22 protein-coding genes are annotated in these 26,075 nt (G+C 29.7%); 20 read left to right on the top strand and 2 right to left on the bottom strand.

Annotated elements, in window-relative coordinates; translation table 11 throughout:
- The first annotated feature begins 15 nt into the window (after positions 1 to 15).
- From BV55_RS0112185 to BV55_RS0112100, 18 genes are all read left to right on the top strand, one after another.
- Positions 16 to 1,983, top strand: a complete 1,968-nt coding sequence (locus BV55_RS0112185; RefSeq protein ID WP_035794415.1) for a V-type ATP synthase subunit I — start codon at positions 16 to 18, stop codon at positions 1,981 to 1,983.
- A 44-nt stretch (positions 1,984 to 2,027) separates the two neighbouring features.
- The gene (locus BV55_RS0112180) at positions 2,028 to 2,450 is read left to right on the top strand and encodes an ATP synthase subunit C (protein WP_029453093.1); all 423 of its coding nucleotides are present in this window, start codon (positions 2,028 to 2,030) and stop codon (positions 2,448 to 2,450) included.
- Positions 2,451 to 2,465: 15 nt separating this feature from the next.
- On the top strand, positions 2,466 to 2,774 hold the full coding sequence (locus tag BV55_RS0112175; protein ID WP_029453092.1) for a V-type ATP synthase subunit F: 309 nt from the start codon (positions 2,466 to 2,468) through the stop codon (positions 2,772 to 2,774).
- A gap of 12 nt (positions 2,775 to 2,786) precedes the next feature.
- A complete protein-coding gene (locus BV55_RS0112170) occupies positions 2,787 to 3,398 on the top strand; it encodes a V-type ATP synthase subunit E (RefSeq protein ID WP_029453091.1) in 612 nt (203 codons plus the stop codon).
- Between the two features lie 11 nt (positions 3,399 to 3,409).
- Positions 3,410 to 5,167, top strand: coding sequence for a V-type ATP synthase subunit A (locus BV55_RS0112165; RefSeq protein WP_029453090.1), 1,758 nt, complete (start codon positions 3,410 to 3,412; stop codon positions 5,165 to 5,167).
- A gap of 11 nt (positions 5,168 to 5,178) precedes the next feature.
- Positions 5,179 to 6,561, top strand: a complete 1,383-nt coding sequence (locus tag BV55_RS0112160) for a V-type ATP synthase subunit B (protein WP_029453089.1) — start codon at positions 5,179 to 5,181, stop codon at positions 6,559 to 6,561.
- A gap of 1 nt (position 6,562) precedes the next feature.
- Entirely contained in the window at positions 6,563 to 7,177 is a 615-nt protein-coding gene (locus tag BV55_RS0112155) for a V-type ATP synthase subunit D (RefSeq protein WP_029453088.1), read from the top strand.
- 178 nt (positions 7,178 to 7,355) lie between these two features.
- Positions 7,356 to 9,134: an aminopeptidase P family protein gene (locus BV55_RS0112150; RefSeq protein ID WP_029453087.1), complete on the top strand. Its 1,779-nt coding sequence runs from the start codon at positions 7,356 to 7,358 to the stop codon at positions 9,132 to 9,134.
- 543 nt (positions 9,135 to 9,677) lie between these two features.
- Positions 9,678 to 10,391 carry a pseudouridine synthase gene (locus tag BV55_RS0112145; protein WP_029453086.1) on the top strand — a complete coding sequence of 238 codons (714 nt, stop codon included), beginning with the start codon at positions 9,678 to 9,680 and terminating at the stop codon, positions 10,389 to 10,391.
- A gap of 16 nt (positions 10,392 to 10,407) precedes the next feature.
- Positions 10,408 to 10,947: a tRNA 5-(aminomethyl)-2-thiouridylate-methyltransferase MnmM gene (gene mnmM / locus BV55_RS0112140; RefSeq protein ID WP_029453085.1), complete on the top strand. Its 540-nt coding sequence runs from the start codon at positions 10,408 to 10,410 to the stop codon at positions 10,945 to 10,947.
- A 133-nt stretch (positions 10,948 to 11,080) separates the two neighbouring features.
- The gene (locus BV55_RS0112135) at positions 11,081 to 11,959 is read left to right on the top strand and encodes a MurR/RpiR family transcriptional regulator (RefSeq protein ID WP_029453084.1); all 879 of its coding nucleotides are present in this window, start codon (positions 11,081 to 11,083) and stop codon (positions 11,957 to 11,959) included.
- Positions 11,960 to 12,149: 190 nt separating this feature from the next.
- On the top strand, positions 12,150 to 13,517 hold the full coding sequence (gene gdhA, locus BV55_RS0112130) for an NADP-specific glutamate dehydrogenase (RefSeq protein WP_029453083.1): 1,368 nt from the start codon (positions 12,150 to 12,152) through the stop codon (positions 13,515 to 13,517).
- Between the two features lie 148 nt (positions 13,518 to 13,665).
- Positions 13,666 to 14,889: a BaiN/RdsA family NAD(P)/FAD-dependent oxidoreductase gene (locus tag BV55_RS0112125; RefSeq protein ID WP_029453082.1), complete on the top strand. Its 1,224-nt coding sequence runs from the start codon at positions 13,666 to 13,668 to the stop codon at positions 14,887 to 14,889.
- Positions 14,889 to 15,260: a chorismate mutase gene (gene aroH / locus BV55_RS0112120; protein ID WP_029453081.1), complete on the top strand. Its 372-nt coding sequence runs from the start codon at positions 14,889 to 14,891 to the stop codon at positions 15,258 to 15,260. The genes BV55_RS0112125 and aroH overlap by 1 nt, the downstream gene beginning before the upstream one ends.
- Before the next feature lie 70 nt (positions 15,261 to 15,330).
- Complete coding sequence (gene cmk, locus BV55_RS0112115; protein ID WP_029453080.1) at positions 15,331 to 15,978, top strand: (d)CMP kinase; 648 nt, start codon at positions 15,331 to 15,333, stop codon at positions 15,976 to 15,978.
- Positions 15,979 to 15,990: 12 nt separating this feature from the next.
- Entirely contained in the window at positions 15,991 to 16,848 is an 858-nt protein-coding gene (gene ispH / locus BV55_RS0112110) for a 4-hydroxy-3-methylbut-2-enyl diphosphate reductase (RefSeq protein WP_029453079.1), read from the top strand.
- 172 nt (positions 16,849 to 17,020) lie between these two features.
- On the top strand, positions 17,021 to 18,070 hold the full coding sequence (locus tag BV55_RS0112105) for a CotS family spore coat protein (RefSeq protein WP_035794409.1): 1,050 nt from the start codon (positions 17,021 to 17,023) through the stop codon (positions 18,068 to 18,070).
- Between the two features lie 82 nt (positions 18,071 to 18,152).
- Positions 18,153 to 19,025, top strand: coding sequence for a GNAT family N-acetyltransferase (locus BV55_RS0112100; protein ID WP_029453077.1), 873 nt, complete (start codon positions 18,153 to 18,155; stop codon positions 19,023 to 19,025).
- Positions 19,026 to 19,152: 127 nt separating this feature from the next.
- Here the strand turns inward: BV55_RS0112100 and BV55_RS0112095 are convergent, their stop codons facing one another.
- Positions 19,153 to 20,346 carry a pyridoxal phosphate-dependent aminotransferase gene (locus tag BV55_RS0112095; protein ID WP_029453076.1) on the bottom strand — a complete coding sequence of 398 codons (1,194 nt, stop codon included), beginning with the start codon at positions 20,344 to 20,346 and terminating at the stop codon, positions 19,153 to 19,155.
- A 92-nt stretch (positions 20,347 to 20,438) separates the two neighbouring features.
- The gene (locus tag BV55_RS0112090) at positions 20,439 to 21,626 is read right to left on the bottom strand and encodes an aminotransferase-like domain-containing protein (RefSeq protein ID WP_029453075.1); all 1,188 of its coding nucleotides are present in this window, start codon (positions 21,624 to 21,626) and stop codon (positions 20,439 to 20,441) included.
- Between the two features lie 297 nt (positions 21,627 to 21,923).
- On the opposite strand from BV55_RS0112090, the gene miaB reads away from it, so the two are divergent.
- Positions 21,924 to 23,237: a tRNA (N6-isopentenyl adenosine(37)-C2)-methylthiotransferase MiaB gene (miaB, locus tag BV55_RS0112085; RefSeq protein WP_029453074.1), complete on the top strand. Its 1,314-nt coding sequence runs from the start codon at positions 21,924 to 21,926 to the stop codon at positions 23,235 to 23,237.
- A gap of 57 nt (positions 23,238 to 23,294) precedes the next feature.
- Entirely contained in the window at positions 23,295 to 26,042 is a 2,748-nt protein-coding gene (gene mutS, locus BV55_RS0112080) for a DNA mismatch repair protein MutS (RefSeq protein WP_029453073.1), read from the top strand.
- Positions 26,043 to 26,075: the final 33 nt, after the last annotated feature.

Below are 26,075 nucleotides of genomic sequence, written 5' to 3'. Positions count from 1 at the left end.
CAGGGGGGTGAATTCATGTCCGTAGAAAAGATGTATATGGTAAATATGATTGGATCCTTTTTAGATTTCGAAAAGCTTACTAAAAATTTGGCATTAGAAGGATACATTCATCCAGTGAATGCTCTTCAAGAAATAGATTCTTCAGATTTTTCTCTAGAGACATCAGAAGATAATATAGAAGCTTTAATGGATGTAAGTTATATTAGACCTTATATCTATGATAGGGAGTTTAGCTTAAATTTAAAACATTTAGAAAAGCTAGAAGAACAAAGAGCACATTTTAATATACCTAAAGAAGATTTTATGGATGTAATTTATGATTATGAATTAATAGAAAAGGAAACTGAAGAACTTTATAGTGAGTTTGATGAATTACATAAAGAATATGAAGCCTTAAATGAAAGGGCTCAGTATCTAGAAAGTACTCACCAAGCTTTTGACTTTTTAAAAGATGCTTCTTTTAAGTTAGAGGATATGTCGCATATGAAAAACTTCAAGGTAGGATTATACAAAGTAAATAAAGAAAATATGAATAAAATAAGAGCTAATTATGAAAATATACCATCTGCAGTTACCACTGTTCATAAAGAGCAAGATTTTATCATATTTATATCCTTTACTCCAAAACTTTTAATTTCTGAGGCAGAAAGAATTTTTAAATCAGCTAATTGTGAAGAAATACTTTTACCCTATGAATATAAGGGTACTCCAAAGGAAATTATGCGTGGACTTATATTAGAAGAAGAAAGTAATAAATCTAAAATAGATTTATTAGAAAATAAAATCAAAGAATTCTTAATAAGTTCTTCCAAAAAGATAAGAACCTTAGAAAATAGCTATGAGTTAGAAAAAAAGTCTCTACAAATAAAGAAGAATGCTGCTCGTACTAATGAGTTCTTTTATTTATCGGGATGGGTTCCGTCTACTTATATGGCTGAACTTGAAAAATTATTAAGTTCCTTTGAGGAAGGAATAATATTCATTAAAAAGACACCAAACGAAATAAATAATAAAGATATAATACCACCTACTAAATTAAAAAATAATCCCATAATTAAACCCTTTGAAAGTATAGTTCAAATGTATGGCATACCTACATATACAGAAATTGACCCAACTATGTTTCTTGCTATAACATACACTATAATGTTTGGTGCTATGTTTGGCGATGTAGGCCAAGGTGCAGTACTTTTACTTGGAGGACTCTTCTTAAAGTATAAGAAAGATAGGGGAAATCTTGGAGGTATTTTATCTAGAATAGGTTTAAGTTCTATAATATTTGGATTCTTATATGGAAGTGTATTTGGATCTGAAGAAGTAATTAATGCTTTATTAATTAGACCAATGGAAGATATAAATGATATTTTAATATGGGCAATTATATTTGGTTGTTGTTTTTTAATAATTGGATTTATATTAGGAATTATTAACAATGCTAAGAAAAAAGATATAGAACACGGTATATTTGGTAAAGATGGTGTAGCTGGTTTCTTGTTTTATATAGCTGTTTTAACTTTAATTGTAAGCAAAATATTTAAAAAAGAGCTATTACCTACTGGAGTATGGGTTGGATTTTTTGTTTTGTGTCTAATCTCAATTTTATTAAAACAACCATTAGCTCATTTGATAGAAGGGAAGAAACCTTTATTTGTTGATGGTCCTAAGGATTATTTCATAGAGGCAAGTTTTGAAGTTATAGAAACTTTACTTTCTATGTTTTCTAATACAATTTCTTTTATAAGGGTAGGAGCATTTGCTCTAAACCACGTAGGTCTTTTTGTTGCTTTTTCAGCTATGGCAAAGATGACTAAAAGTGGTGTAGCATCAGTATTTATATTAGTTTTAGGAAATATAATTATAATTGGCTTAGAGGGTCTTATAGTATTTATCCAAGGATTAAGACTTCAATATTATGAGCTATTTAGTAAGTACTATGAAGGTGCAGGAATTCCATTTGAACCAATAAAGGTAAAATTTAACTAAATCAAAAGATAAAACTAAAAATAATTTTAAGAGGTGTAATTATTATGATGATATTATTAACATTAACATTTTGCGTTGTTGTAGGAACTTTAACTTATGGAATTATCCAAAAGGGAAAAGATGAAATAAGCGGAAAAGAAAAAATGAGAAAAGCATTAAAGGTAAATTTAAGTATATTTGTACCAGTTGTAACTGCAGCTTTAGTTATGAATATACCAAGTATAGCTCACGCAGCTGAAGCTACTTCTGCTGGTGCATCAGGACTTGGATATTTGGCAGCTGGTCTTTCTACAGGACTTGCTACAATTGGAGCTGGATATGCTGTTGGTTCTGTTGGTTCTGCGGCACTTGGAGCTGTCTCTGAAGATCCTAAAATATTAGGTAAAACTCTTATATATGTTGGTCTTGGTGAGGGTATCGCTATATATGGTCTTATAATTTCTATAATGATACTTTCAAGATTGTAATTTAAGGAGATAATCATGAAAAGTTTTTTAATAAGTGACAATGTAGATACTATAGTTGGAATGAAAATGGCTGGTATAGATGGTATAGTACTAAATTCAAAACAAGAGATTTTAGATAAAATAACAGAACTAAAAAACGACAAAGAAATAGGAATTATTATAATAACTGAAAAGATAGGTCTTTTAATACAAGATGAGGTTAATAAGCTTAAGGTTTCAAAAGAAGGACCCTTGCTTGCAGAGATACCAGATAGACATGGGTCTATTAAGGGTAATGATGCAATAGTTAAGTATATAAAAGAATCTATTGGACTTAAGATATAGGAGGTTAAATACATGACCACCATTGAAGATAAAATAAGCTTGTTTTCAAAGATAATATATGAAAAATTAAATGAAGAAAAAGAAGAAAAGTTAAAAGCATTTAACGAAGAGGCAGAACTTAAAATAAATACTGAAAAAGAGAAAATTTCTCAAATCAAAAAGGTTTCTGAAAGAGAAATAATAAGAAAAGCTAACGTTAAAGCAAGTGAGATTATTGCAAAAGAAAATTTAAATAAACAAAGAGAGATGTTACGGCTAAAGGATGATATTATAAAAACCACTATAGAAGAAATAAAAAATAAACTCTTAGACTTTGTAAATTCAAAAGAATATGAAGATTATCTTATGAGTACAGTAACAAAAAACTTAAGACTATTAAGTAAAGGTGAATATTATTTAATAGTTTTAGATAGAGATTTTAATAAATATGAATCTCAAATAAAGGCTACCTTGAAAGATTTCTTAGATAAGAAGATTGAAATTAAGGTATCTAAAGAGGACTTTATTGGAGGAATTATGATTAAAGATTTTGAAGGAAGATTTAACATAGATAATAGCATATCTGCAAAGCTCGAAGAGAGTAAAGAATTAATAGGTATTAAAGTTATGGAAATGCTTGATTAGGAGGTGAAATAATGGAAGGAAAAATTATTGGGGTAAATGGACCAGTAGTAAAAGCTGAAGGTATGAAAGGCTTTAAAATGAGAGAAATGGTTACTGTAGGTAATAAAAAGCTCATAGGAGAGGTCATTATACTAGAAGAAGATATTGCTACAATACAAGTTTATGAGGAAACCGGAGGACTTAAAATAGGTGAAGTTGTGGTTTCTACTGGAAGCCCTTTATCACTTAAGCTAGGACCTGGTATACTAGGGAACATATTTGACGGAATAGAAAGGCCCCTAGAAAAGATAAATTCTATGTCTGCTGGATTTATACCTGAAGGAATAGGTCTTATATCATTAGATGAAGAGAAGATATGGGATACAACTGTAATTGCTAAAATAGGAGATAACTTAATAGCCGGAGATATCTATGCAACTGTTCAAGAAACTCCTACTATACTTCATAAGTTAATGGTTCCACCAGAAATGTATGGAAAGGTAGTAGCTGTAAAAGAAAGTGGTAGTTATAATATAGAAACTGTCGTGGTTACATTAGAGAATGGAGAAAATGTTCATGAACTTAAATTATACCAACAGTGGCCAGTAAGAACTCCAAGACCTGTAAAAGAAAGAAAAACTATATTTAAACCATTAATAACAGGTCAACGTGTTATAGATATTTTTTTCCCTATAGCAAAGGGAGGAACCTGCGCTATACCTGGAGGATTTGGAACAGGTAAAACTATGACTCAACATCAATTAGCTAAATGGTCTGATGCAGATATAATAGTTTACATAGGTTGCGGTGAAAGAGGAAATGAGATGACAGAGGTTCTTGAAGATTTCCCTAAACTTATAGATCCTAGAACAGGTCTAGCACTGATGAATAGAACTGTGCTTATAGCTAATACGTCTAATATGCCAGTAGCAGCTAGAGAGGCTAGTATATATACAGGTATAACCTTAGCTGAATACTTTAGAGATATGGGCTATCACGTAGCTATAATGGCAGACTCAACTTCAAGATGGGCTGAGGCCTTAAGAGAAATATCTGGAAGACTGGAAGAAATGCCAGCAGAAGAAGGATATCCAGCATATTTACCTTCAAGACTTGCAGAGTTTTACGAAAGAGCAGGTTATGTTGAAACACTTAATGGCAATGAAGGATCTGTAACGGTAATTGGGGCCGTTTCACCAGCTGGTGGAGACTTTTCAGAGCCAGTTACTCAAAATACTAAAAGATTCGTTTCAGCATTTTTAGGTCTCGACAAAAAGCTAGCTTACGCAAGACATTATCCTGCTATTAACTGGCTATCAAGCTACAGTGGATATATTAATTTATTAAAAGATTGGTATCAGGAAAATATAGCTGAAGACATAATAGAACTTAGGGCTAAGATGCTAAAGATTCTTTATGAGGAGGATAAATTAAGTGAAATAGTAAAGCTTGTAGGTGAAGATGTATTACCAGATGATCAAAGGCTAGTAATGGAAGTGGCTAAATGCTTAAAAGTTGCTTTCTTACAACAAAATGCCTACCATGACCTTGATACCTATGTGCCTTTAGAAAAACAATATAAAATGCTAAAAGTAATTGAAAGTTTTTATGATGAGGGTAATAAGGCCGTTAAAATAGGTACACCTATATCAGTTATTATAGATAAAGATATAATGGAATCCTTATATAAAATGAAATACAATGTGCCAAACGATGATTTTTCTATTATAGATGATTTAGAAAGGAATATAAAAAGTTATTTTGATGAAATAATCAAGAAATATAAATAGGAGGAATTGAAGTGAAAAAAGAATATTTAGTTTTGGATAAGGTTCAAGGTCCTCTAATAATATTATCAAATGTAGAAGATGTAGCTTATGATGAAATAGTAGACATTATAGTAGATAATGATCATAAGAAAAAAGGCAAGGTAGTTCAAATATATGGAGATAAAGCAGTGATTCAAGTATTTGAACCAACTACAGGTATATCAGTTGACAATACATCAGTACATTTTAGAGGGGAGTCATTTAAAATTCCACTATCTAAAGATATTTTGGGGAGAGAGTTTAATGGCATAGGCGAACCAAGAGATAATGGTGGAGAAGTATATTCTTTAAATAAATATGATGTAAATGGAAGACCTATGAATCCTGTGGCAAGGGAATATCCTAGAGATTATATTCAAACAGGAATATCTTCAATAGACTGCCTAGCTACACTAATAAGAGGGCAAAAGCTTCCTATATTTTCTGGAAATGGTATGTCTCACAATGAATTAGCGGCTCAAATAGTAAGGCAGGCTAAAATATCAGGGGATAACGCAGATAACTTTTGTATAGTTTTTGGAGCTATGGGAATAAAGCATGATGATGCTAATTTCTTTAAAAAGAGCTTTGAAGAAGCTGGGGTTTTAGAGAAGGTAGTTATGTTCACAAACCTTGCAGATGACCCTATAGTAGAAAGAATTATAACACCAAGATGTGCATTAACTGCTGCTGAGTATTTAGCCTTTGAAGAGGGGATGCATGTACTTGTAATACTTACGGATATTACAAGTTACTGTGAAGCTCTTCGTGAACTATCTTCCTTAAGAGAAGAGGTTCCAAGTAGGAAGGGATACCCAGGATATCTATACTCTGATTTAGCATCACTATATGAAAGAGCAGGCATGATGAGAGGGGTAAAGGGTAGTATAACACAAATACCTATACTAACTATGCCTAACGATGATATAACTCATCCTGTACCTGATTTAACAGGATTCATTACTGAGGGTCAAATAGTTTTAAGTAGAGGTATACAACAAAGGGATATATATCCACCTGTAAACATACTACCTTCCCTCTCACGTCTCATGAAAGATGGTATTGGTGATGGATACACAAGAGAAGACCATGCAGATGTTTCTAACCAAGTATTTGCGGCTTATTCAAGGGTCCAGGACATAATTGCTTTAGCCCAAGTAATTGGTGAAGATGAATTATCAGATACAGATAAGATATACATGGAATTCGGTAGACTTTTTGAAGAAAAGTTCTTAAAACAAGACTATGCTGAAAATAGAAGTATGGAAGAAACATTAGACTTAGCCTGGAGTATATTAGGTATAATTCCAAGAAACGAGCTTGATAGAGTATCTCCAGAAATGCTAAATAAATATTATAAAGCAGTGGTGAAGTAAAGTGGAAAATTTTGCTCCAACTAAATCTACATTAATATCAGCTAAGGCTTCTTTAGAATTTTCGAAAAAAGGCTTTGAATTGTTAGATAAAAAGAGAAATGTTTTAATAAGAGAAATAATGTCCTATGTTTCAAAGGCATATTCACTTCAAGAAGACATAAATTCAACCTTTGCAAAAGCTTACGAGGCATTAAGGGATGCAAATATAAACTCAGGTATACTAAATGTAGAGGATGTAGCTATGGCTATAGATGAATCTAAAGATTATGAGATAATATTTAAAAGTGTTATGGGAGTAGAAGTACCAAAGATAATATTTGAGAAAAAGAATATTACCACTAAATATGGATTTTATAGAAGTTCACCTTCTATAGATGAAGCTGTACAGGAATTTAATAAGGTAAAGTTTTTAACCTATGAGCTAGCAGAGGTAGAAAATGCAATATACAGACTGGCCATAGAAGTTAAAAAGACACAAAAAAGAGCCAATGCATTACAAAATATACAAATACCTAAATTTGGTGAGATAGTTAAGTTCGTTACAGAGGTTTTAGAAGAAAAAGAAAGAGAAGACTTTTTTAGACTAAAAGTTGTTAAGAAGAAACACAAAAAATAGAAATCATTAAAAATATCACACTAAGATTTTAGTGGGATATTTTTTTTGTATTTAAAAAAGTTCTACTAAATTGTTTTACTAAACTGTATTGAATGAAACTTATACCAATGATATTATAGTATAATAAGGTATTAAAAGATTATAAAATAGATCAAGATATACGAAGGGGGTTTTGTTAATGAATATAAAAGATAGAATTAAATTGTTAAGAGCTGAAATGAAAAAAGATAAAATATCAGCATATATTATTCCAAGTAGTGATTATCATCAAAGTGAATATGTAGCTAAATTTTTCAAATCTAGAGAGTGGATATCAGGATTTACGGGCTCCGCTGGAACTATAGTTATAACTGAAAATAAAGCAGGACTCTGGACTGATGGTAGATATTTCATACAAGCAAATAAAGAGTTAAAAGACAGTGGTATAGACTTGTTTAAGATGGGAATACCTAATGTACCAACCTATGATGAGTGGATCTTATCTGAGTTAAATGAGGGAGCTAAAGTTGGATTTGACGGAAGAACTATATCTGTAAGTCAATACAATAAGATGGAAAAAGAATTTAGAATTAAAGAAATAACTATTGAACATAATTGCAAATATATAGATAAAATTTGGGAGGATAGACCAGAGATACCTAGCGGAAAGATGTTCAAACATGAAGTTAAATATACAGGTAAGACTGCTCTTGAAAAAATAAATGAAGTTAGAGATATATTAAAGAAAAAAACTGCAACAGCTTACTTTATATCATCTGTAGATGATATTGCATGGTTATTTAACCTAAGGGGATCAGATGTTGCAAATAACCCCGTATTTTTATCCTATGCCCTTGTAACTTTAGAAAAAGCAATATTATTTGTAGATAAAAACAAGGTAAAAAACCTTGATTTAAGTGATTTCCATAAAGATAATATACAAATTGTAGATTATAATGATGTTGAAACAATAAAGGATTACCTAGACAGTAAGGATAAGGTTTCAATAGATTTAGATAAAACTAATATATATTTATACAAGATAATTGAAAGTAAATGTAGTATAATGTCCAATTCAAATATTACAACAGCGCTTAAAGCTGTTAAAAATACTGAAGAAATAAAGAGTATGAAAAATAGCCATATTAAAGATGGTACTGCTATGGTTAAATTTATATATTGGCTTAAAACAAATATAGGTAAAGAAGAAATAACTGAAATGTCAGCAACAGATAAACTTGAAAGTTTTAGGAAAGAGCAAGACCTCTTTATGGAACCAAGTTTTGATACTATAGCAGGATATAAAGATCATGCTGCTATGATGCATTATAAGGCGTCAAAGGAAAGCCAATATGTTCTAAAAAAAGAAGGATTATTTCTTGTGGATTCAGGTGGACAATATTTAGATGGTACTACAGATATTACAAGAACAATAGCTATGGGACCATTAACAAAGGAAGAAAAAGATGACTTTACCTTAGTATTAAAAGGGCATATAGACCTTAGTAGTGCTACATTTTTATATGGAACTACAGGATCAAATTTAGATATACTAGCAAGAAAACCAATGTGGGATAGATTTATAGACTATAAGTGTGGAACTGGTCATGGAGTTGGATTCCTCTTAAATGTTCATGAAGGACCACACAGAATAAGTACAGTACCAAGTGATGTAAGATTAGAACTTGGTATGATTGTAACAAATGAACCAGGTATATATAGAGAGGGCAAACATGGGATTAGAACTGAAAATGTACTTTTAACCATAGAAAAAGGTGAAAGTGAATTTGGAAGATTCTTTGGTTTTGAAACTATTTCATACTGCCCAATTGACTTAGATGCAATAAACCCAGAACTTTTAACAAAGGTTCAAAAAGATTGGTTAAATAATTACCATGAAATGGTTTATGAAAAGATATCTCCAAATCTTAAAGAAGAAGAAAGAAAATGGCTTTATTCAGTTACTAGAAGTATCTAAAGATACATTATTAATAAAGATAGAAGTATTAACAAAAAGAAGTCTTTGCAAATTAACTTGTAAAGACTTCTTTTTTGCTTTATTAAAGTCTTTTATGGTTGTAACAAAAAACATGCTGTAGGAATATAATGAATTAGACATAAAAAAGTTGGAATTTGAAGGAGCGATTTATATGAGCCATAAACACAAGTGTAAATGTAAATGTTATTGTACACCATGCTGTACACCCGTGAATACTTGTTGTAACACCGGAGGAAACTCCTGCAATCCTTGGAACAACAATCAATGTGGTAATTCTGGAAATAACAACAATATACTTTGGTTATTAATATTACTTGGAGTATGTAGATAAAAAAAGGAGAGATATAATCTCTCCTTTTTTGTACGTTTACTTAAGAACGTTGTTATATCCAGCATTTTACTATATTATATACATAATAATTATTATGTAAAGTAAATTTCTAATGTAAACTAAAAAATTGATTTTATTCAAAATAACAAATATACTTAGGTATATAAATAATTAATGGAGTTGAATAATTAATGGAAGAAAGATTACAAAAGTACATGGCAAGATGCGGTGTTGCATCTAGAAGAAAAAGTGAACAATATATATTAGAAGGTATTGTGAAGGTTAATGATACAGTTATTAATGAACTAGGATTTAAAGTGGATCCTAAAAAGGATAAAGTTTATGTAAATGATAAATTAATAGAACCTGAAAAGGATAAGGTATATATAGTTCTTAACAAACCTGAAGGATATGTTACTACATTGAATGACGAAAGAGGAAGAAAGACTATACTAGATCTCGTAACTGTTGATGAAAGAATCTTCCCAGTTGGTAGACTTGATTATGATAGTTCTGGTCTTTTGTTTCTTACAAATGACGGCGACGTATATAATAAAGTAATACACCCAAGAGAATCTATTGGTAAGACATACCTAGCTTTAATTGAAGGAGATTTTAGTAATTCAGAACTGAATAGCTTTAGGTCAGGCCTAGAAATAGATGGATATATTACTAAAAGAGCTAATATAGAAATAAAAGAAAGTTATAAAAATAATTCTTCTTTAGTAGAAATTACAATATATGAAGGCAAAAACCGCCAAATAAGAAAGATGTGTTCCGCCTTAGGTCATGAAGTATTAAAACTTCAAAGAGTTTCAATTGGTGAAATAACATTAGAAAACGTAGAAGAAGGTAATTGGAGATACTTAAATGAAAAGGAATTAGATTATATAAAAAGTTTATAAGGAGATTTTTATATTTATGTTTAACTATACAGCAGATATAAGTGTACTTTCACATAACATAATTAGAGATAATATAAAGAATTTTGATATAGCTATAGATGCAACTTTAGGAAATGGAAAAGATACTGATTTTTTATCAAAATATTTTAAAAAGGTGTATTCTTTTGAAATACAACATATAGCCATAGAAAATTATAAAAATAAAGAGATGCAAAATGTGAATTTAATAGAAGAGTCTCATGAATTTATAGATAACACTATAAAAAGTAGTGTAGATTGCATAATTTACAACCTAGGATACTTGCCTGGAGGAGATAAAAATATTACTACTAACTGTAAGTCTACATTAATCAGTATAAAAAAAGGACTTGAGCTATTAAAATCACAGGGTATTATGGCTATATCAATGTATAGTGGTCATGAAGAAGGACAAAAGGAAAAGGAGGAGATACTAAAATATGCCTCTTCATTAGATAAATTAATATATGGTTCAATGCTTCATGAAACACTTAATCGAAATAACGCGCCCTCTCTTTTAATTATAGAAAAAAGATAAAGTTAAAAGTTAAAAGAAAAATAAAAATTTAACATTAAAATGATTTTGTTTATTGTTTAATTCTTCATTAAATGATAAAATGAAATAAATACTTCATTTTATTTTAAATGTGAAGAAAGGAACAGGAATACTTATGGAAGATAATCAAGACTTGATGAGAACTATCCAAATGAAATTTCCAAGATTAAGTAAGGGTCAAAAACTAATAGCGGAATATATACTAAAGCATTATGATAAGGCAGCATTTATGACTGCAGCCAAACTTGGTTCTAGTGTTGGAGTAAGTGAATCTACTGTGGTTAGATTTGCAAATGAACTTGGATTTAGTGGTTACCCAAACCTTCAAAAAGAATTACAAGAATTAATTAAAAATAAATTAACCACAGTACAAAGGATTGAACTTGCAAATGATTTTATAAGTGAAGAAAATGCACTTAAAGGTGTATTAAAAGCTGATATAGAAAATATCAGAGCAACACTTGAAAAAATCAATCATAAAACCTTTGAAGATGTAGTTAACAATATTTTTAATGCTAAAAGGATATACATTATAGGTCTTAGAAGCTCCACTGCACTAGCAGAGTTTTTAGGATTTTATCTAAATGTTATTTTAGATAATGTAAAAGTTGTAGGTAATGGTATTAGTGATATATTTGAACAAATAATAAGAGTTGGCGAAGGAGATTTAGTTATTGGTATAGGTTTTCCAAGGTATGCTAATAGAACAATTGAATCTTTAGCCTATGCTCAAAGTAGAAATGCTAAAGTTGTTGCTATTACTGATAGCTTGCTATCACCATTAGCCTCACAAGCAGATTATACATTAATTGCTCAAAGTAATATGGCTTCATTTGTTGACTCTTTAGTTGCACCTTTAAGTGTCATTAATGCATTGATTATTGCTGTTGGACTTAGAGAAAAAGAAAACATTTCCGATACTTACAACAGTTTAGAAAAAATATGGCAAGAGTATGAAGTATATTCTTATAAAAATATTGATGATAGATATTAAACTTATAATCAAACCTTTATTTAAATAAAGGTTTGATTAATTTTAATATCAATAATTGCAAAGTTGAGAATCTTTATAATTAAAGAAGGAATAAGATGCTTCACATAGAATATAATACATTGTCAGAAAGTTTTATATTCAAAGATAATGTGACATGCAGAATTACATTCATTTTAGGGGGGTATTATTAATGACAAATGAAACATTAAGTCCTAAGAAGTATATTGAACAGGTAATTGTAAACGTTAAGACTAGAAATGCTGGGGAACCAGAATTTATTCAAGCTGTAGAAGAAGTATTAGAATCATTAGAACCTGTTTTAGAAAACCATCCAGAATATATAGAAGCTAATCTTCTAGAAAGATTTTGCGAACCTGAAAGACAAATAATGTTTAAGGTGCCTTGGGTAGATGATCAAGGTAAAGTAAATGTTAATCGTGGATTCAGAGTTCAATTTAATGGAGCTATAGGACCTTATAAGGGTGGACTAAGATTTCATCCATCAGTTTATTTAGGAATTATAAAGTTTTTGGGTTTTGAGCAAGTGCTTAAAAATTCATTAACAGGACTTCCAATAGGTGGAGGTAAAGGTGGAGCTGATTTTGATCCAAGAGGAAGATCTGACGGAGAAATTAGAAGATTCTGTGAGAGCTTCATGGTTGAGTTATATAGACACATAGGTCCTGATGTAGATGTTCCTGCAGGAGATCTTGGAGTTGGAGCAAAAGAAATAGGATACATGTATGGATATTATAAGAGAATTAAAGGTGCCTTTGAAAATGGAGTTTTAACTGGTAAAGGCTTATCTTATGGTGGATGTATAGGTAGACCAGAAGCAACTGGAGCTGGTGTAACTTATTTTTGCGAGGAAATGTTAAAACATAATGGAACAACTATAAAAGGAAAGACAGTAGCTATCTCTGGATTTGGACAAGTTGCTTGGGGCGTTTGTAAAAAGGTTGCAGAACTTGGTGGTAAAGTTATCACAATATCCGGACCAGATGGATATGTTTATGATAAAGATGGTGTTATAACAGAAGAAAAGATTAATTACTTATTAGAAATGAGAAGTTCAGGAAGAGATAAGGCTCAAGACTATGCTGATAAATTTGGTGCTAAGTTCTTTAAAGGTGAAAAACCATGGGGAACTAAAGCTGATATCATAATACCATGTGCTACTCAAAATGATATAAGTTTAGAGCATGCAAAACAAATAGTTGATAATGATATAAAATTTGTATGTGAAGCTGCTAATATGCCATGTACAAATGAGGCTCTTAAGTATTTCTTAGAAAAAGGTTTAATAGTTGGACCAGCTAAGGCTGCTAATGCTGGAGGAGTTGCAGTATCAGCTCTTGAAATGGCACAAAATAGTATGAGACTTGCATGGACTGCTGAAGAGGTTGATGTTAAATTACATCACATAATGAAAGGTATTCATGACAATGCTATGAATGCAGCTGAATCTTGTGGATTCGGATACAATTTAGTAGCTGGTGCAAACATAGCTGGATTCTTAAAAGTAGCAGAAGCTATGATGCTTCAAGGAATTTACTAAAATATAATAAAAAGCAGCTAAAACTCAAAGAGTTTTAGCTGCTTTTTTTAGTTTTATTATAGAGTAGATAATTTATAAATTGACAAATATTTTATCAAAGTCTATCATTAAACTAGTTAAATATAGTTATAAACTAGGAGTTGAACATATGAAAAAAGTTGTAGTAATAGGCGCAGGCCCTGCAGGGTTAATGGCAGCATTAAAAGCTTCCGAAAATAATATAGTTTATTTGATAGAAGCCAACGAAAAGATAGGAAAAAAATTATATATCACAGGCAAAGGAAGATGTAATGTCACTAACGCTAAAGATATAAGTGACTTTTTTGATTACATACCTGGAAATCCAGAATTCTTATATAGTTCTCTTTATACATTTAATAATTTAGATGTAATGAATTATTTAGAATCCTTAGGCGTACCTCTTAAGGTTGAAAGAGGGGATAGGGTATTCCCAGCCTCGGATAAATCTTCTGATATAATTGCAGCTTTTAATAAAGAGCTCATACAAAAGAATATTAAAATAATTTTAAATTCAAAGGTTAAAGATTTTTTATATACCAATAAATTAATTACTTCAGTAGTTCTACAAAGTGGAGAAGAAATAAAAGCTGATAATTTTATATTGTGTACAGGAGGTGTATCTTATCCGCAAACTGGATCTTCAGGTGATGGATATAGATTCGCAAAAAAACTTGGGCATAATATAATTAAAGCAAAGCCTTCTTTGGTTCCTATAGAAATTAAAGAAGAATGGATAAAAGATCTTCAAGGACTTTCACTTAAAAATGTTGAACTAAGTGTAATTAAAAATAATAAAACAATTTTCAAAGAATTTGGTGAGATGATATTTACACATTACGGTATCTCAGGACCTATAGTTTTAACCTCTAGTAGATACGTAAATAATAAGGAGTCATATAAAATTAAAATAGACTTAAAACCATCCTTAGATATTAGTACCTTAGATAATAGAGTCCAAAAAGATTTTATAAAATATATAAATAAGGATTTTAAAAATGCATTAATAGATCTATTACCAAGTAAACTTATAGATGTTATAATAATGCTTAGTGGGATTTCTCCTGAAAAAAAGGTAAACACAATTACAAAAGATGAGAGAAAAACGTTAGTTAACTTATTAAAGAACATAGAAGTTAATGTAAAAGGGTTAAGGTCAATAGATGAAGCTATTGTTACAGCAGGTGGTATTGATACTAAGGAAATAGATTCCTCTACAATGAAATCTAAGATTATAGACAACTTATATTTTGCAGGTGAGGTCATAGATGTAGATGCCTTTACTGGAGGTTATAATGTACAAATAGCTTTATCAACAGGATATCTTGCAGGAAGCAAAGTAGGTGAAGCTTAATGCTAGCAATTAGAGGTGCTACTACAATTGAAGATAATGAAAAAAAGTATATAAAAGAATCAACTATAGAACTTATAGATACTATGATAAAAAAGAATAATCTTACAATAGATAAAATTATATCTATTGTATTTTCCTGTACAAAAGATATAACTAAAGATTATCCTGGAAAGTATCTTCGCGAAGTCCTAGGCTTAACTAATACTGCAATTATGCACTTTAATGAAATGGAAGTAGAAAAAGAAAAGTACCTACCGCTATGTATAAGGGTCCTTGTATTATACGATAGTCCTAAAGCTGATGTTAAAGATATCTATCCTATATACTTAAAAGGAGCTACAAACCTTAGACCAGATTTAAAAAGGTTGTAACAAGTTTTAATTTTAAGTGTTTTAAAAATATAAACAGCAATTATTAATATAATGGAAAAGGGGAATTATTTTGAGATTATCAGTAGCTATAGACGGGCCTGCAGGTGCAGGGAAAAGTACCATTGCTAAATTAATAGCAAAAAAGTTTGATCTTATGTATATAAATACAGGGGCTATGTATAGAGCTGTTACATTAACTGCTATTACCAATAATATTAGTTCAAAAGATACTGAAACATTATGTAACTTAATAAATACCATGGATATGACCTTTAAAGACGATAGATTAATATTGAATGGTAAAGACATAGAAGATGAAATAACGCATCCTAATATAAGTAAAAATGTATCTGAATTTGCAGCCTTACCTGAGGTTCGACAAATGTTAGTTAAATTGCAACAAGATATGTCAAAGCAATATGATGTAATCATGGATGGTAGAGATATAGGTACCGTGGTTCTTAAAAATTCACCCTTTAAATTCTTTCTTACAGCCTCTCCTTCTGAAAGAGCTAAGAGAAGATATATAGAATTAACTAATAAAGGTTTAAGTGTGAAATATGACGATATATTAGAAGATATATTAAAAAGAGACTATCTAGATACTACAAGAGAGAGCGATCCTCTAAAAAAAGCAGAAGATGCTATAGAGATAGATACTACAGGCCTTGATATAGATGGTGTTGTAAATAAGATTTCTCAATATATAAAGTTTTAAAAGGAGATAATAATGGGTGCTAAAATAATAATATCAGAAAACTCAGGATTTTGCTTTGGAGTAAAAAGAGCTGTGGAAAAAGCCTTACTTACTCAAAAAGCCTTAAACAAGCCCATATATACACTAGGGCCTCTAATTCATAATGAAAGTGTTATAAGTCACCTTAAAGGCCATAAAATAACCCCTGTAGACATAGAGAACCTATCTTCCTTAAAAAAAGATGATACTATAATCATAAGATCTCATGGTATATCTAAAGATGTATATATAACGTTAAAAGAAAAGGAACTTAATATAGTGGATTTAACATGTCCATTTGTATCTCATATACAAAAAAAGGTTAATAAATATTATGAATTAGGTTACTCTATAATAATAGTTGGAGATCCGAATCATCCAGAAATCAAAGGTATTAATGGATGGTGTGATAATAATGCACTTGTATTTAAAAATGGTGATGTAACTAGCTCTTTACCTAAAAAGGTATGTATTGTAGCACAAACTACAGAAAAGCAAGAAAACTTTGAAAAGGTTATGTATGTAGTTTCTAAAGAGTGCAAAGAATTCTTAGCATTTAATACTATATGCTCAGCTACAGAAACTAGGCAAAAAGACGCCTTTAATATTTCAAAAGAATCTGATAAGATGATAGTTATAGGTGGTAAGAATAGTTCTAATACAAATAAGCTATATGAAATATGCAAATCAAACTGCAAAGATACCATACACATAGAAACAGCAAAAGAATTACCTTTTGACTTTTTTAAGGTGCCTGATTCTACTGTTATAGGAATTACAGCAGGTGCCTCTACACCAAGCTTTGTTATAGATGAGGTACTAAATAAAATTAGTGAAGAAAAACATCTTTAATCTTAAATATCACTGTGAATATTTAACCTCTAATTTTAAAATACTTTCAAATAATAAAACCTCATTAAGATGGATTACTATAATTCTTAATGAGGTTTCACCATTTATGTCATAAAATATTAATATATAAGTATATTTATATAGATTATAATATTCTTATGAGGTGAGATAATTGTTAGAAGACTCTTCTAATAGTAATATTAAGATATGGCCTAAAGAAAAGAAAATGATAGAACAATCTATGAATCAATATGGATTCAATATTATAGAGGTGCAAAAGGTGAGAAGTGCCTATAAAGTTATATGTGAAGAAGGCACCTATTGTTTAAAACGGATGAAAAGTGGCAGATATAAAGTAAAAAACGGATTTATATTAGTGCAAGAGCTAAATAAAATAGGATTTAAAAAGGTAGCAAAATACATTAAAACTAAAGATGGCTATAACTATGTTAAGTATAGTAAATACATCCTCTATTTAACGGAGTGGATAGATGGTAAAGAATGCAGTATAGATACTACCCTAGATGCCGCTGAATGTGCTTTACTGCTAGCAGAGTTTCATAATGCAGTAGAAAAGATAGATATATCTAATCTTAAAATAAAAAACAATTTAAAAAACTGGCCAAAGGTATTTTTAGAAAATCTTTCTGATCTTGAATATTACAAAAGGATAATAGAACGTAAAAGACTTATAAATGAATTTGATAAAACTTATCTTAAATATATAGATATTTTATACCAAAGGGGAATGCTTTCATTAAATATACTTCAAAATTCTGAGTACTATGCTGTATCAAAAAAAGCAGAATATAACAAAACCTTATGTCATGATAGTTTTTATTATCAAAATATCTTAAAAGCTGAAGATAGTTATTATATTGTAGATCTAGATAGTATAATCATAGATTTAGAAGTTAATGATTTAGGAAAGTACATAAGAAGAATTATGCATAAAAGTGAATTTAAATGGGACTTTAATAAGGCAAAACCTATAATAGAATCTTATGTAGAAGAGAGACCCCTTACGAAAGAAGAATTAGAAATAATGCTCGCCCTAATTATATTTCCTCACAAGTTTTGGAAGCTTGGCAAAAAAAGATATGTAAAGCATAAAAATTATAGTGAAATGAAATATATGAAAAAGTTAGATAAAATAATACAATATATAGACATTCAAGAACTGTTTATAAATGACTACCTAGAGTATATAGAATCTATGTAGTTACATTATAATTTATTGACTTAAATTGAACCATGTATTATACTAATTTTGTTAAATAATTAAGGATGATGACGAGGTAATTATGTATAACTCTGTTAAACTTTCAGGAAAGAATTATGATATATTTAAAAACATGTTAAAAGACTCTAAAGAATTTAATGAATTAAATAAAGACTACCATTTCCATTACAATAGTTATAATACTTTTGAAAAGATTCATATGAAATCTTCTACTTTATTGCTTAAAGATGATACGGGTTATATTGGATATATGTGGTATAGCCAGTATGAAAGACATGATTATGTTATAAATGATATGTGGATTGATAAATCTTCTAATGTTGTTTCTATTAATAATTATATAAGTAATTTTAAAAAAGATTATAACTTATTATATGAGTGTAAAAAAAACAATTACAACTATGAATTATTGGAATGTTTAGGATTTATTAAAGTTGAATCAAATAAAAATCTAACAATAAACTTAGATAGTCCTTTTGAATTTAATATTTCAAAAGACTTAAATTTTGAGATACTTAAAGAGGGGAGTCAAGAATCTTTAAGATGCTTTATTCAAAATAGTATATTCCAAAATAAAGATAGAACACCTCTTATAGTTGAAGATATAATATTCGATGAAAATCAAGATTATTATCTGAAATCTTGCAGTGTATTTTTAAAGTATCAAAATAATTATATAGGTTATGGTCAACTAATTTTAGACAATGATGAGGTAACCATAGTTAACTTTGGTCTTATACCAAACTTTAGAGGTAAAGGCTATAGTAAGATTCTTTTGAAAAAGTTATTAAACATAGCTTTAGAGAAAGGTTATGAAAGAGTATCTATAAAGGTTTTAGAAGACAATCTAAAAGCTATAAGTTTGTATAAAAGCATTGGGTTTACATTTAAAGAAGAGATTTCAACCTGGGGATTTAATCATACTGTTATTTAAAAAAATGGCAATGTTTTCAACAAGAAACAAAATATTTCAAAGTTATTTTTTGACTAACTATCTTTTTCGAAAGTAGTTAGTCAAACTATAGTGATAATAAAAAGGAGGGTGTACACCCTCCTTTTTATTAAAAAATACTTTTATATTTTTCTAATCCTTTAGATAATATCATCATGGCTTCTTTTAGCTCATCAGAATTTATACAATAAGATATTCTAATTTCATTTTTCCCAAGTGAAGGCGTTGCATAGAACCCTTCTGCTGGAGCTACCATTACTGTTTTATTATCATATTCAAAATCTGTTAGCATCCATTTAGAAAAATGTTCAGCATCTTCAATAGGAAGCTTTACAATTACATAAAAAGCTCCTGTTGGTTTCTCACAAATCACACCTGGTATAACACTTAGATTATAATATAGTATATTTCTTCTATTTTCATACTCTTTTGTAACTCTTGAAAAGTATTCTTTAGGAGTATTAATCAAACTAGCGGCGCCGACCTGTTCTAAGGTTGGAACACAAAGCCTTGATTGACACAATTTAAGTATTTGGTTTATAAGCTCTTTATTCTTAGAAGCTACTAAACCGATTCTAGCACCACAAGCACTATATCTCTTAGATATACTATCTATTAAGATAACTCTATCTAAGATATCAGTCATGTAGAGTGCAGAAGTGTATTTTAGATTATCATATATGAATTCTCTGTAAACCTCATCAGCAATTAAGTATATGTCTTTCTCCTTAGCTATATCAGACAACATTCTTACCTCATCATAGGTATAAACAACCCCTGTAGGATTACCTGGATTTGATATTAATATAGCTTTAGTTTTAGGTGTTATTTTTTTTAATATTTCCTCTTTTTTAGGTAGGTGAAATCCCTCTTCTGCTCTAGTTAAAAAAGGTACTACTTTAACTCCCGCAGCTTCACTAAACCCATTATAATTAGTATAAAAGGGCTCTGGAATTATAATTTCATCACCAATATCACATATTGCCATCATAGCAAATAATAGGGCCTCACTACCACCATTAGTTATTAATATTTCGTCCTTTTCAAAGTTTATATCCCACTGTTTATAATACTTAATAAAACTATCAATTAATATGTCCATTCCTTGAGAGTTAGTATATTTTAGTACTGTTTCTTTAAAATTTGCAATAGATTCGAAGAATAATTCCGGTGTTTCAATATCTGGTTGACCGATGTTTAAATGAAATACCTTTTTACCTTTAATTATAGCATCATTTGCATAAGGAGTAAGTTTACGAATAGGAGAAAATTGCATTGATTTGATTCTTTCAGAAAATATCATATAATAACCTCCTTTTAAATTAGAAAATTATTTAATTAAAAGGCCCTTCCCATAAATTTAATCTACAGGAAAGGCCTATAAATTACTATAAATTACTTGTAATATTTTTTTAGAACTTCTGCAAGTTTTTCTATACCTTCTTTTATCTTTTCTTCAGACATGTTTGAGTAATTTAATCTAAAGTAATTTTTATTTCCGCCATTAGGGAAGAAAGATGCTCCTGGTACAAAAGCAACTTTTAATTTCAATGCCTCTTCTAGTATCTTAGCTGCATCTAAATCTTCTCTTAGCTCTACCCAAGTAAATAATCCTCCCTTAGAATTTGTGAACTTCACTTCTTTTGGGAAGGTATCTTTCATAGTGTTAATCATAACATCTCTACGTTTTCTATAAACTTCTATTATAGTTTTTATATGCTCATCTAAATCATATTCTTGCATATAAGCAGCTACTATTCTTTGGTCTAATGTACTAGACTGAAGGTCTGCTCCTTGTTTTATAGTTACATATTTTTGTATTATATCCTCATGTGCACATATCCAACCAATTCTAAGTCCTGGGCAAAAAGTTTTTGAATATGTTCCAAGTTGAATTACAAATCCGTCCTCATCAAAGCTTTTAATGCTAGGATAAACCTCTCCATCAAATATTAATTCACCATAAGGACTATCTTCAAGTACTGGTATATTATACTCTGCACCTATCTTAGCAAGTTTCTTTCTTCTTTCTATACTCATAGTTCTACCTGTTGGATTTTGGAAATCAGGGATAGTATAAATAAATTTAACATTTTTATTCTCTTTTAATGCCTTTTCAAGCTCCTCAATAATCATTCCATCATCATCCATAGGTATCTCTACAAATCTAGGTCTATAAGCTCTAAACGCATTTATTGCCCCTAAATATGTAGGACTTTCACAAAGGATTACATCTCCTTCATTAACAAATAATTTAGCAGAGAATTCTAAAGCTTGCTGAGAACCACTACAAATCATAATGTTATCTAAAGTAGCATTTATACCAGCTGGCTTTAACCTTTGCTCAATTATAACTTCTCTTAAAGGATTAAATCCTTCAGTAGTACTGTATTGTAGTGCAGCCTGACCTTGTTCTCTTATAACCTTTGAAGCTATTTTCTCCATATTTTCTAAAGGAAATAACTCAGGAGCAGGTAACCCCCCTGCAAAAGATATTATTTCTGGTTGCTGTGTTAGTTTTAATAGTTCTCTGATTGCTGAAGCTTTAATTTCGCTCATTCTATCTGAGAATTGAATATTCATAAAAGCACCTCCAAAATATATTACGTCCACTTATATAGTTCTACAAGGCAATTACTTTTCCTCTTTTATTATATTCTTAGGAAGCATTTATTTCAATTTTTCAATTATTTAAATAAATCTTAATTAACCAAGAACTTTTTTACCCAATTTATTATTAAATTATGAATATATATAAGGCAATATACAAAATATAACTTCAAAAAAGCTATGAAGTTATATATAATGTAGTAAAATGATATTTTCGTGTTATTGAAAACAATATTTTTGAAAATAGTATAATGAGGAGTAGAAGAAATAATGAAATATTATATAGAAACTTTTGGTTGTCAAATGAATGAGGAAGATTCAGAAAAACTTTCTGGAATGCTAAAAAATATGGGTTATGAAAAAACTCAAGACAAATTAGAAGCATCCATTATCATATTTAATACTTGTTGTGTAAGAGAAAATGCAGAACTTAAGGTTTATGGTAATATAGGTGCATTAAAAAATATAAAGAAAGAAAACCCAGATTTAATTATAGCTGTTTGTGGTTGTATGATGCAACAAAAGGGTATGGCAGATATGATTCTTAAAAAGCATCCCTTTGTTGATATAATCTTTGGAACACATAATGCTTATAAGTTCCCAGAGTACCTAAATAGAGTTATTCAAGACAAGGTACAAATAAAAGAGATAATGGATAAAGAAACTAAAATTATAGAGGGAGTACCTATAGATAGAGATAGTGACACAAAAGCGTTTGTAACTATAATGTATGGCTGCAATAATTTTTGTACTTACTGTGTAGTGCCTTATGTTAGAGGAAGAGAAAGAAGTAGAAAGCCTCTAGATATAGAAAATGAAATAAAAGATCTAATTTCAAAGGGCTATAAAGAGATTACCCTTTTAGGACAAAATGTTAATTCCTATGGAAAGGAATTAGATGAAAAGATTACATTTGCTGAGCTTTTAAGACGTGTTAATGAAATAGAGGGAATTAAAAGAATAAGATTTATGACATCTCACCCAAAGGATCTATCAGATGAGGTAATCTATGCAATTAGAGACTGTGATAAGATATGCGAACAAATACATCTCCCTGTTCAAAGTGGCTCTAGTGACATATTAAAGAAGATGAATAGACATTATGATAGAGAAGATTATTTAAATATAATAAAGAAGGTAAAAAAAGAAATCCCAGGTATATCAATAAGCACAGATATAATTGTAGGATTCCCTGGAGAAACAGAAAAGGACTTTGAAGACACTTTAAGTCTTATAGAAGAAGTAGAATTTGATTCTGCTTATACCTTCATTTACTCAAGAAGAAAGTATACACCAGCAGATATGATGGAAGATCAAATAACTAATGAAGAAAAGCACGCAAGATTTAATAATCTAATGAAGATTGTAAATAAAGTTGCTATAAATAAAAATAAGAGCTATGAAGGCGCAGTTTTAGAAGTTCTTGTAGATGGTCCTAGTAAAAATGATGATACTAAGCTTTGTGGAAGAACTCGTACAGGTAAAATAGTTAACTTTGTAGGGGATACAACGGACATAGGTGAATTGGTTAATGTTAAGATAACCAAAGCTTTATCTTTTTCTCTTAATGGAGAGAAAATTTAAAAAGTCTTAAATATTTATACTAAGACCTTTTAAAATCAACACTAAGGAGGAAATAATATGGCACTAACGCCTATGATGCAACAATATTTTGAGATAAAAGAACGTTATAAAGATTGTATATTGTTTTTTAGATTAGGTGACTTTTATGAAATGTTTTTTGAAGATGCAAAGTTAGCTTCAAGGGAACTAGAACTTGTTCTAACCGGAAGGGATTGCGGTTTAGAAGAAAAGGCTCCTATGTGTGGCATCCCGTATCATGCATCAAAGGCTTATATAGGTAGACTAATAGTTAAAGGCTATAAGGTAGCCATTTGTGAGCAAACAGAAGACCCTGCAGAGGCTAAAGGTATTGTTAAAAGAGATGTGATAAAGGTTATTACCCCTGGGACCTTTAATGATAGTAGTTTTATTGACGAAAATAAAAACAATTATATAATGAGTATTTATGGGGATCATAAAAATATATCGCTAAGTATATCGGATATTTCAACCGGAGAATTTTTTAGCACAGTATTTAGCTTAAATTATGATTTGGTTATAGATGAACTTTCTAAATTCCGACCTAAAGAAATAATTATATGTGAAGACATCGAAGAAAGCCTTGATGTTAAAACAAATATTTTTAATAATATTGTTATAACTAAAAAACCTATAAATTATTTTACTAATAATTCTTATGAAAATGTAAAACTTCAATTCCCAAATAATAAAGTTTATTTAAAAGAGGAGATAACTTTTTCTGCTAGTGGATTATTAAATTATATTATGGATACACAAAAACAATCTTTATCTAATATAACATCTCTAGAAGTTTATGATGTTTACGAATTTATGGCTATAGATGTGAATTCTAGACGGAACTTAGAACTTACAGAAAGTATAATGGATAAAAGTAAAAAAGGATCTTTACTTGGTATATTAGATAGCACTAATACAGCTATGGGTAGCCGGATGCTTAGACGGTGGATAGAACAGCCCCTTATAAGTAAGGACCTTATAAATTATAGATTAGACGGTGTAGATGAGTTCTATAATAACCTTGGCCTTTTAGATGATATTAAGTATTCCTTAAAAGATATTTATGATATAGAAAGAATTATAGGAAAAATTTCTAATAAAAATGTAAATGCTAAGGAATTACTTTCATTAAAAGCTTCCTTAAAAAAACTTCCAGATATAAAAAGGCTATTAAAAGATTCTAAATCTAATATATTAAAAGATATAAGTAATAATATAGATGAATTAGAAGATGTCTATAATCTTATAGATGATTCTATAATAGAGACACCTTCATTATCTTTAAAGGAAGGTAACTTAATAAAGGAGGGTTTTAATTCAAAAATAGATGGCTTTAAAGAAGCAAAATCTAAGGGAAAAATGTGGATAGCCTCTATGGAAAGTAAAGAAAGAGAGTTCACTGGAATTAAGTCTTTAAAAATAGGTTATAATAAAGTATTTGGTTACTATATAGAGATAACTAAAACTCACTATGATTCTATTCCAAAGGATAGATACATAAGGAAACAAACTTTATCTAATGCGGAAAGATTCATTACTCAAGAGTTAAAAGAAATTGAAGATCAAATTTTAGGTGCAGAAGAAAATCTTATAGATTTAGAATACAAATTATTTGTAGATATAAGAGATAAAATCGAAAACCATGTTGAAAGAATGAAAACTACAGCAAGGCATATATCCACTATAGATTGTCTTTATTCTTTAACTAATGTGGCCCTGGAAAATAATTATGTACGTCCAATTATAAATGATGAGGATTATATAAATATTAAAGAGGGAAGGCATGCCGTTGTTGAAAAGGTAATAGAAAAAGGTAGGTTTGTAAGTAATGATACCTACATGAATACAAATGATGATCAACTATTGCTTATTACAGGCCCTAATATGGCAGGTAAATCAACTTATATGCGTCAAATAGCTGTTATAGTATTAATGGCACAAATAGGCAGCTTTGTACCTGCTGATTATGCAGATATAAGTATATGTGATAAGATATTTACAAGGATTGGTGCATCAGATGATTTAGCTGGTGGTAAGAGTACCTTTATGGTTGAAATGTGCGAAGTTTCTAATATACTTAAAAACGCTACAAGTAAAAGCTTGATTTTATTAGATGAAGTGGGTAGGGGGACTAGTACTTATGATGGGCTTAGTATCGCCTGGTCCGTTATAGAATATATTTGTACAAATAAAAATTTAAGGTCTAAAACTTTATTTGCAACTCACTACCACGAGCTAACAATACTTGAAGATAGCCTTAAGGGCGTAAAAAACTATTCAGTTTCTGTAAAAGAAATAGATAATAGCATAGTGTTCTTAAGAAAGATATTACCTAAAGGTGCAGATGAATCTTATGGTATAGATGTAGCAAAACTTGCAGGCCTTCCAAAAGAGGTTATAAATAGGGCAAGAGATATCCTTTTAAGCCTTGAGAAGGATTCTAAGAGTAAAAGGATATCGAAGGAAAAGCATTTAGATAACAAAAAAGATCTAGATGGTGAAAAGATTCTAGATAATGAAAAAAATTTAAAGAGCAATTCAAATAATGAACTTGAAATCAATGAAAATATTGATAAAGAAGACCCACTTAAAATTAATAAAGATTTAATTAAAGAAGATAGCCATCAACCTCTGGATAAAAAGGATATATATCAGATAGGATTTAAAGACTTAAAGAAAGAAAACTTTATGGTAGATATATCTGAAATTGATATACTAAACATGACTCCTTTAGATTGCATGGTTAAACTTAATGAACTGGTTAAAAAAGCTAAAGATATAGATTAAACTTAATAAATTAGATAAAAAAATTAAGGATAT

This window comes from Clostridium algidicarnis (assembly GCF_000703125.1).
Taxonomy (GTDB): Bacteria; Bacillota; Clostridia; order Clostridiales; family Clostridiaceae; genus Clostridium_L; species Clostridium_L algidicarnis.
Note: the sequence above shows the minus strand (reverse complement) of the source record. Positions and strands in the feature narration are given on the sequence as shown.

Excerpts from the sequence above, each read along its gene's own strand:
- BV55_RS0112145 (WP_029453086.1), top strand. The coding sequence starts at position 9,678 with ATGGAAGAAAGATTACAAAAGTACATGGCAAGATGCGGTGTTGCATCT.
- aroH (WP_029453081.1), top strand. The coding sequence starts at position 14,889 with ATGCTAGCAATTAGAGGTGCTACTACAATTGAAGATAATGAAAAAAAG.
- BV55_RS0112165 (WP_029453090.1), top strand. The coding sequence starts at position 3,410 with ATGGAAGGAAAAATTATTGGGGTAAATGGACCAGTAGTAAAAGCTGAA.
- ispH (WP_029453079.1), top strand. The coding sequence starts at position 15,991 with ATGGGTGCTAAAATAATAATATCAGAAAACTCAGGATTTTGCTTTGGA.
- BV55_RS0112150 (WP_029453087.1), top strand. The coding sequence starts at position 7,356 with ATGAATATAAAAGATAGAATTAAATTGTTAAGAGCTGAAATGAAAAAA.
- BV55_RS0112100 (WP_029453077.1), top strand. The coding sequence starts at position 18,153 with ATGTATAACTCTGTTAAACTTTCAGGAAAGAATTATGATATATTTAAA.
- BV55_RS0112135 (WP_029453084.1), top strand. The coding sequence starts at position 11,081 with ATGGAAGATAATCAAGACTTGATGAGAACTATCCAAATGAAATTTCCA.
- BV55_RS0112180 (WP_029453093.1), top strand. The coding sequence starts at position 2,028 with ATGATGATATTATTAACATTAACATTTTGCGTTGTTGTAGGAACTTTA.
- BV55_RS0112095 (WP_029453076.1), bottom strand. The coding sequence starts at position 20,346 with ATGATATTTTCTGAAAGAATCAAATCAATGCAATTTTCTCCTATTCGT.
- BV55_RS0112125 (WP_029453082.1), top strand. The coding sequence starts at position 13,666 with ATGAAAAAAGTTGTAGTAATAGGCGCAGGCCCTGCAGGGTTAATGGCA.
- miaB (WP_029453074.1), top strand. The coding sequence starts at position 21,924 with ATGAAATATTATATAGAAACTTTTGGTTGTCAAATGAATGAGGAAGAT.
- BV55_RS0112175 (WP_029453092.1), top strand. The coding sequence starts at position 2,466 with ATGAAAAGTTTTTTAATAAGTGACAATGTAGATACTATAGTTGGAATG.
- BV55_RS0112090 (WP_029453075.1), bottom strand. The coding sequence starts at position 21,626 with ATGAATATTCAATTCTCAGATAGAATGAGCGAAATTAAAGCTTCAGCA.
- mnmM (WP_029453085.1), top strand. The coding sequence starts at position 10,408 with ATGTTTAACTATACAGCAGATATAAGTGTACTTTCACATAACATAATT.
- gdhA (WP_029453083.1), top strand. The coding sequence starts at position 12,150 with ATGACAAATGAAACATTAAGTCCTAAGAAGTATATTGAACAGGTAATT.
- mutS (WP_029453073.1), top strand. The coding sequence starts at position 23,295 with ATGGCACTAACGCCTATGATGCAACAATATTTTGAGATAAAAGAACGT.
- BV55_RS0112185 (WP_035794415.1), top strand. The coding sequence starts at position 16 with ATGTCCGTAGAAAAGATGTATATGGTAAATATGATTGGATCCTTTTTA.
- BV55_RS0112170 (WP_029453091.1), top strand. The coding sequence starts at position 2,787 with ATGACCACCATTGAAGATAAAATAAGCTTGTTTTCAAAGATAATATAT.